We start from the raw sequence: 8003 nt of genomic DNA, 5'->3' as shown, positions 1-8003 counted from the left end.
CGGAATTAATTCTGTATAGCTCACATCAGCACTGTGGGTGCTGTCATGATCACCTCCCGGACAGGTGTGAAACCCTATCCGGCTTCTTTCTTTATCTGTAAAACTGCTTAACACTTTATTGTTAAGCTCTATAAATTGTTTCAACAGTGCTTTGGAAGGATCAAGTTTAAGGGAAAGCCTTGCCTCAGTGAAATCCACCTGTACATGATGGGCTCCATTGTTAAAGCAACTCCTAATATCTCCTTCTGCTTGGTTGATTAAATCTTCAATAAACTGAGACTGGGAGTAATCAGGCAATCCCTCTTCCGGGTACAGAAGGCTCAGGGCTGAAGCAGAGATTACGGCCTGTTTTAAGGGGAGGTTGGTAAACTTTTTTGCTCGTGGAAGATAATTTCCAGCAAAGGTGGAATAAGAAAACGGTCCCTTGGTCAACTTTGGTAATTGGCGGCTATGGCCATCTTCAAAAGGAATGGTAACACCTCCCGGAGCTAAATTATCAAGCCCATCCAAGGGATAAGTTACAAAGCTTGTTTTGGCCTGTTCCCCGTCGGTGATGATGGTGGAGCCGGTATTTTCTAAAGCTTCAATCGTTTCCTTTACCGCCTCATCAAAATATCTATTTATATCTCTAAGGGATATATTACCTTCAGAAAAGGCAACTATAGCTTCCTGTAGTTCTTGGGATCGAGGAACACTTCCTACGGATTCCGTGGGTATATTATTCATTTGGTCCAGATTAATCATTTTTCGTTTTTTGCATTGTAGAGGTTACAGAAGAAGAAAGCCAAAACCTTTGCCTAGAATTCAAGTGATCGGCCATGGTATTTCTCAAATAAAACAGCCACAACATTGATCAAAAACAGGCAGCAGCAATGCCTCCTTACCCTAGAACAAAAGATAAATATTGTCTTTCATTCAGGCATTTAGCAACGGTTATTCGTTCGTTACGCTATAAATCCGAGGTTAATTTAGGTAAAGAATCGTCAATTAGGACAATTAAATAACACTTTTATCAAAAAAATAGCAAAAGAATCAAACTTAAATATTAAAATAAGTATCAATGTTTAAACCCGGATTAGGTAATAGGATTCGTGATGCCTGTCCTGAACTTTCTCAGGGAGTGTTGCAATCGTAAGAAAATCAGGCTGTTTGGAGATTTTAGCATAGCACTGCTATAGTGAAATTGAAAACAGCAACGATTGGGTATTTTGAAGCGATTTCAGCACGTAATAGATTGTCTATTGCATATTTTGGATTAAACCCAAATCGTAAATCAGTCTTTTTATTCCTCTTAATATTAGGGCACTTGCTTTAGACTTAATATCAAAAAAAAACCTGCAAATCCAACTGGAAGTGCAGGTCTTTCTTGTATCGGATATTTTTTTCTTAAAATGCGCCAATAAAGTGGTTACCCGGCTGATTGATTAACTTGGCACCTTTGGTCACCTGATTGGTTTGGCTGTGTAGGATATAAATATTTCCATCTTGTCCAAGAGGTGAAATTGGTAATATCAAATCATCTCCACTCACCAAAAAGCTTTGGAACTGATTAAACCTCACATCAGGATTATCAGGTAATCCCTGCACAATAGAAGCAGTCTTTTGGTTAAGGTCCATTCGAACAACATATCCCTGATCTTCTTCCCCGTGACGGATCAGCGCATAACCTATGCCATTGCTTACATACTTCCAGGCATCCACATAAGTATCTGTAAGTCCGAGTGCATCATCAAGACTCAAAGCATAGGTGTTGTCATATTCATTATTAGATCCAATTCTCAATATATGAGAACCATTGCTATTTCTGGTAGTAGCTTGGTAAATATAACCATCGTCTGCAAGTTGATTGACATTACTTCTATAGCCGGAGCAGTCTCCATCAGCCTGTGTGGAGGTAATAAGCGTAGGGTTTTCTAAGGAAGGGTAATCCACAACAAGGGTTTTGGTACCCAATCTATCCCATTCCGTTTCTCTCTCACCGGTTGCAGGGTTATATTTCCTCATCCAGGTGCCGATAAGCAATTTATCACCGGCTTGATTTAAAACAGGGGCATCTAACCTAAAAATTGCGTGACCTGCAAGCTCTTCTTCTGTAGACAAAGGAAGTTCATAAGTTTTATAGTTAGAAATAAGGGTTTCTTGCAAATCCAAATCCAAAACAGTAGCTGTTCCTCTATAATATTTAAATTCCTCTTCGGGATTTCCTTCTTCTGAATTGTTGGCAGCAAGATTGGCTATATTTACTGCAATTCCGTTTTTATCTCCATTGTATAGTTTACTCCATCGTGGAGAAGTTCCTGCATACTGGGAAATATTAACGGTAACATCTTCCTGAACAAAGTTTGCACCACCACGGATATCAAACTTGGAATATTCTCCGCCATTTTCGCCACCATAGGCAATATTAAACAAAGTCCCTCCATCTTGAGAAACCTGCAACCTGGCAGTCCGGTTGGATTTTACCGGTTCCCCATTATTAAATATATCTATTTCCGTTTCCGGATTGATCGCATCTTCAAAGCTGACCGCATAAATATTGGTTCCACCATTCCCATCTCCGGCGTTTTCTCCCATAAAAGCTCCCGCAAGGGTCACCCAACGATCCGCTTCTAATTCCTCCTCTTCTTCAGGTGTTACATCGTCATCTTGGACACGGGCTCCCATGGATACCAATGCAGCTGCCATTCCTAGGGAAAGTAATCTTTTACTTAGATTAAAATTTTTGAACATTATTCTGTATGTATTTGTATTTAACATGGTTTATCTAAAATTTCCTATGGTATAATTGAGTTTGACATAAAGTGCTCTACCCGGTTTTTGTACAGCAAAGTTATCATAGACCTGCTTGTCGAATACATTGCGCAAATCCACACTAACTGCCAACTTTCGATCAGGAAAAGTATAAGTAGCACCTATATCATTGATGTATTGACGTGGTGTTCTGAAATCTTCAATCTCTAACCAGGTGGTATAAAACCTATCTACAAAACCGAAATAGTGTGACAGCCTTAACAGAGAGCCTGGTTTGACCACATCTCTAAAAGTGTAATCCATAGAGCTATTAATGGTAAAAAAAGGCTCATTAGGAATCTGTTGTCCATAATTTGCATAGACATTTCCATTGGAATCAAACTTGGTGTTGTATTGAGAGTTGAATTTAGAAACGTTTAATATGGCTCTAAAAGAATTTCCAAAGGTATATTTCACCTGTCCTTCAAAACCAATGGATTTGGTTTTACCCAAATTTTCGAATGGATTGGTCTGTACAGCATCATTGATTCTTGGATTGATTTGTTGAATAATCTTGTCTTGAGTATCTCTAATAAAGCCTGTACCGGAGAAAGAAAAGGTGTGAGATCTGTGTTCAAAGTCTCCTAATATAAAACCCAAGTTCAGATTATCGCTTATCTCAGGCCGAATGCCCAGGTTCTCCACAATATTGTCACCGGGGCTACCAAAAATCTCTCCCTCTGAAGGCATCCTCACTGCCTTTTCTGCAGAAGCCAGTATGGTTAATGGTCCAATTAACCTGTAAGAAAAAGCTGCTCCATAACCGGTTGTATTTCTATTGCTTTTCACACGATCCTCCACCCGAGAAGTGGTTCCATTTTCTTCTACCAACATTGGATTCATTCTATCAATCCCTTGGTAATAGTACTTTCCAAAAACACTTCCCTTTAATTTGGACTGTAGCATATCCAGTTCATAACTAAGAGAGGTAATGCTTTTCTGCAAGTCACGCGTACCAATAAATTCTCTCTCTACAGCACTTTTCATAAAGTCCTGTTCGTCTCTATCCATGGAGTAGTAAGATTGCCCCAAGAATAATTTGTGATTGGGATTGATTTCATAGCTGGCTCCGGCACGGAATGTGGCAACATTTCTATCGATATGATTCATGGTAGGAGCCCCTTGCTGTGCACCGGAGGGTCTTAGAATCGGGTCTCCGTTCAGTCCTAAACTCCTTTCACCAAACCAATTGTAATTCCACTTGACTGTATCTGTTACCACCTCGTTAATTTTACTTAAAGAGCCGTTAAAATTAACATCAAGACCTTTGATACCTAAGTCCTCTTTCAAATAGGTTAGCCCCAAAACATGAGATTGAGAAGTACCAAATCGCCCTTTATATGGTATGGACATATAAGTACCATGTTGGATTTCATTATAATCATCGGATCCGGTATAGCTTAAGAAAAACTGATCTGCCCATTTTACATTGGTATACCCCAAATCAATTTTTCCACCCACAGAGCGATAAGCATCATTAAAGCGCTTGGCACGTACATAATCATACCTTCCGTTCGCCAGAATATTCCTTACAAATTTTCCCCATACCTCATAATCATTGTCAGAAGAATTGTAAAAAGCGGAGACTTTTGTGGTAAAACCTGTGGCTTCATCTCTATAGGCAGCATTAAGGTTGCTCTGAAGGGTATTGAAAGAACCATAAGATACAGAGGCTGAAAGGTTGTTGACCACACCCTTTTTCAGGATTACATTGATGGCACCTCCCAGTGCATCGTCTGCCAGGTGTGCAGGGATAACTCCTTTATAAACTTCAATCCGCTCAATTAATGCCGGGGGAATACTGTTTAAACTAAAGGAAGAACCGTAAGTAGAAATGGAAAGGCCATCAATAAAAATTTTTACGGAGTTTCCGGACATTCCATTCAAATTGTAGTCTACACGTGAGCCAATTCCACCATTTTGCCTAACCCTAATCCCCGCGGTTCGGTTAAGCAAGTCATTGGTCTGAATGGATTGCAAGGCTGCTTTTTGGGTTTCCACAACCTCCACGGCAAAGCCTTTGGTTTCTATCTCACTTTTAACAGATAGTCCTTGCACAACAACTCCCTCCAAATCGGTGGTAGATTCCGTCAATAAAAAATCCAACTGAACAACGGCCTCCTCTACATCAACCACTACGTTTTTGGAATGCTCTTGGTAACCCATGCATGAAAGTAGCAGCTCGAAATTACCTTTAGGGACATTTTTGATTTGATAACTACCGTCCACAGATGAGATCGCAGTATAGGGACTGTCTTTAATTCTAACTATTACTCCAGGTATTGGATTTGATCCTGAATCGAGAATTTTACCTTTTACGATGGCCGCATGTAGAGATTGACCCTGAGAAGCAAGACCCGAAAAAAATAGAACAGTAATTAAACCTATTCTTATGTATTCTGGTAGTAAAGTTATCTTCATGCCTTTCATTCGTATGGTTAAGCAATCAATTGTTAAAATTGACACTTACTTTTATTTACTTGATATTATCTATCCAAACCTTTTCAAGAATGTCTGTTATGACTAATCCCCTTTCTTAACTTGAGAATATGCAGTTCGTAAAATCCGCTTCTATTTAGATTTAGTCTAATTGAATGCAATATTACGGATACCCATTTTTTTATGCAATACTTATTTAGATTAATTTTTAATTAGATTTAAAAACATTGTAAAACCTCTGTTTAAACCATCCTATTGTGGTTTTTCATACATACAGATAACTTGACCTGAATCAGTTTGAAAGACCTCAAAGAATATTGATTATGAAAAATATTGTAAGTAATTGTTCTGAGCTATTGATATTTCAACAATTACCGGTTAGCTCTTCTTTTAGACCAAATTAATTCATGTCAGTTCGAATCATAAGCTCTTAGGCCCGAGAAGTCGGAATTGGATTGCGCTTATTTGGCCTTTTCCTAACTGTTATTCTAAGTATTGATTGCTAAGCCAAAAATAAGATTGATTTAACCTTGCTTGAATAGGCTAAAGTTTTCTCCATTCTTCAATAATAACCTGTATGTGATAGAAATCACCTTTACAGGGTTTGATAGCAGGTAAATTTGCTTCAGACAAAAAATAAAAATGTGAAAGATTATTCTAAAATATTTATTGTATTGGCTCGAGGTCTTTTAAGCTTATCCTTATTGTTGGTGACTCTCAGTATTTTTCTTGGGGCATTATTATTCCTAAGCTTTTGGTCTTCTCCTTCCAGCTTCCAAGTGGGCATGGAAGTTCCACAGCCTGGTATTATAAAGGATAATTCGATAAAAATGGTTACCGAAGAAGTCTGGACAGCACCGAACATGGCTGCAATGGAAAACGCTCCTAATGCAGAACAGTTAAGCTATGGACAGGAACTCATCTCCCATACTTCAGAGTACCTTGGCCCGGAAGGTAAGGTACTCCACATCTCCAATGGGATGAACTGTCAAAATTGTCATCTGGAAGCAGGAACCATCCCCTTTGGCAATAACTTCAGCGGAGTTGCCGCCAATTACCCTAAAATAAGGGCTAGGTCAGGGCTATCAGAAGGCATTCCTAAAAGAATTAATGATTGCTTTCAAAGAAGTTTAAACGGAGAAGCTTTAGATCCGAGCAGTGAAGAAATGAAGGCAATGGTAGCCTATTTGAAATGGATAGGGAAAGATGTTCCTAGAGGGCATAAACCTAAAGGCTCCGGAATTTACCAATTGGGATTGTTGGACCGGTCGGCAGACCCTATTCAGGGAAAGGCTATATATGAAAAAAAATGTATGGTTTGCCATGGAACAGAAGGGCAGGGATTGAAAGCCATTTCCGGCACTTCCTACATTTACCCTCCACTTTGGGGGGCTTCCAGTTATAATGATGGTGCAGGTTTGTACCGTTTGTCACGGTTTGCAGGCTATGTTAAAGCCAATATGCCTTTGGGGGCAACCTATAGAAAGCCTCTTCTCAGTGATGAAGAAGCTTGGGATCTTGCAGCCTTTGTCAATTCCATGCCTAGACCTAATAAAGATCTCACAGGAGACTGGCCGGATATCAGTAAAAAACCAATGGACCATCCATTTGGCCCCTATGCGGATGAGTTTTCCGAAAAGCAGCACAAATATGGTCCTTATCAAGAAATCGTAGCTGCAAGAAAATAAGGAATAATGAAAAAGATATTTACATTGTTGATTGGTATGATACTTTGGGATTCCGGCCATGCTCAGCAGGATTCTACAATTTGGAAACCAGAAATGAGTATAGGACTTCGCTCCTATTTTATGAGCACATCCTATGCAGATGATTTTAAAAATGAACATGCCTGGGGCCAAATGGCCAAGCTTTCATTAATGAGCAAGCTGCCTTATCATTTCCGGATAAAAGCAGAGTACTTGGGTTTTCTTAAAATTTTAAGTTCTGATTTTGGCACCCTTGATTCTCAGGTACCCAATTTAAACCGATATGAGGTTGGCCTATTTGATGTAAATCATTTGGATAGGACTGTCTTTGGCAAAATAGGCAACCTCCACTTGGATTACGCTTATGCCAACTTTAAAGCAAAACTTGGCCGTATGGAGGTAAATACGCCATTTATTAACGCTCAGGATGGGCGTTTGAGTCCCACGTATGTAGAAGGCATCAACTGGGAACTTCAAATAAACCCGATGATTTCGATAAACCACCACCTAATTACAGGGATTTCTCCCCGGTCTACAGGAAATTGGTTTTCTATTGGGGAAAGTATTGGCATGTACCCCGTAGGAAGAGATGTCACTGGACAGCCTTCCGAATATGCAGGAAATACCAATTCGGATTATATTCATATCCTTAGTCTAAAATACAAGTTTCAACCCAACTCCATCTTACTCCTTAATCATAATCTTGTAAACAATATCTACAGTAGTTACTTGGCCCAATGGGACAAAAACTGGAAGTTACCCAACAATTCCCTTCAAGCAATTTCCGGTATTCTGGCTACGGTCCAACATGGGATTGGGGAAGGTGGAAATGAAGAAATCAGCCTAAGGTATAAAAACCCGGAAGATTTCAATTGGGTGATTAGCGGAAAGCTGGGAATCAAATCCAAAAGAAGCTTATGGCATGTAAATTACACAAAAATGCAAGGGAATGGACGGTTTTTAAGCCCTAGAGAGTGGGGAAAAGACCCCTTTTATACGTTTATCCCTAGAGAAAGAAATGAGGGCCTCGGTCAAGTAGATGCCATCAGCACTTTTTTCCAACATGCT

General features: G+C 39.5%; 5 protein-coding genes. 2 read left to right on the top strand and 3 right to left on the bottom strand.

The window, feature by feature from the left end:
* From AAC037_RS14185 to AAC037_RS14175, 3 genes are all read right to left on the bottom strand, one after another.
* The coding region (locus tag AAC037_RS14185; RefSeq protein WP_339903604.1) for a 5-methyltetrahydropteroyltriglutamate--homocysteine methyltransferase at positions 1-726 on the bottom strand (726 nt) is incomplete at its 3' end.
* Positions 727-1386: 660 nt separating this feature from the next.
* Complete coding sequence (locus AAC037_RS14180; protein WP_339903603.1) at positions 1387-2757, bottom strand: hypothetical protein; 1371 nt, start codon at positions 2755-2757, stop codon at positions 1387-1389.
* 3 nt (positions 2758-2760) lie between these two features.
* A complete protein-coding gene (locus tag AAC037_RS14175) occupies positions 2761-5211 on the bottom strand; it encodes a TonB-dependent receptor (RefSeq protein WP_339903602.1) in 2451 nt (816 codons plus the stop codon).
* A gap of 662 nt (positions 5212-5873) precedes the next feature.
* Here AAC037_RS14175 and AAC037_RS14170 point away from each other — a divergent pair.
* The gene (locus AAC037_RS14170) at positions 5874-6917 is read left to right on the top strand and encodes a c-type cytochrome (protein WP_339903601.1); all 1044 of its coding nucleotides are present in this window, start codon (positions 5874-5876) and stop codon (positions 6915-6917) included.
* A gap of 6 nt (positions 6918-6923) precedes the next feature.
* Positions 6924-8003: OprD family outer membrane porin (locus AAC037_RS14165; RefSeq protein WP_339903600.1), on the top strand; the 1080-nt coding region annotated here is incomplete at its 3' end.

It is taken from the genome of uncultured Cyclobacterium sp. (genome assembly GCF_963976465.1).
In the GTDB taxonomy this organism is placed as follows: Bacteria; Bacteroidota; Bacteroidia; order Cytophagales; family Cyclobacteriaceae; genus Cyclobacterium.
This window is presented reverse-complemented; position numbering and strand designations above follow the sequence as displayed.

Bases quoted from the DNA above. Each gene is read 5' to 3' on its own strand.
- AAC037_RS14180 (WP_339903603.1), bottom strand. From the start codon at position 2,757: ATGTTAAATACAAATACATACAGAATAATGTTCAAAAATTTTAATCTA.
- AAC037_RS14175 (WP_339903602.1), bottom strand. From the start codon at position 5,211: ATGAAGATAACTTTACTACCAGAATACATAAGAATAGGTTTAATTACT.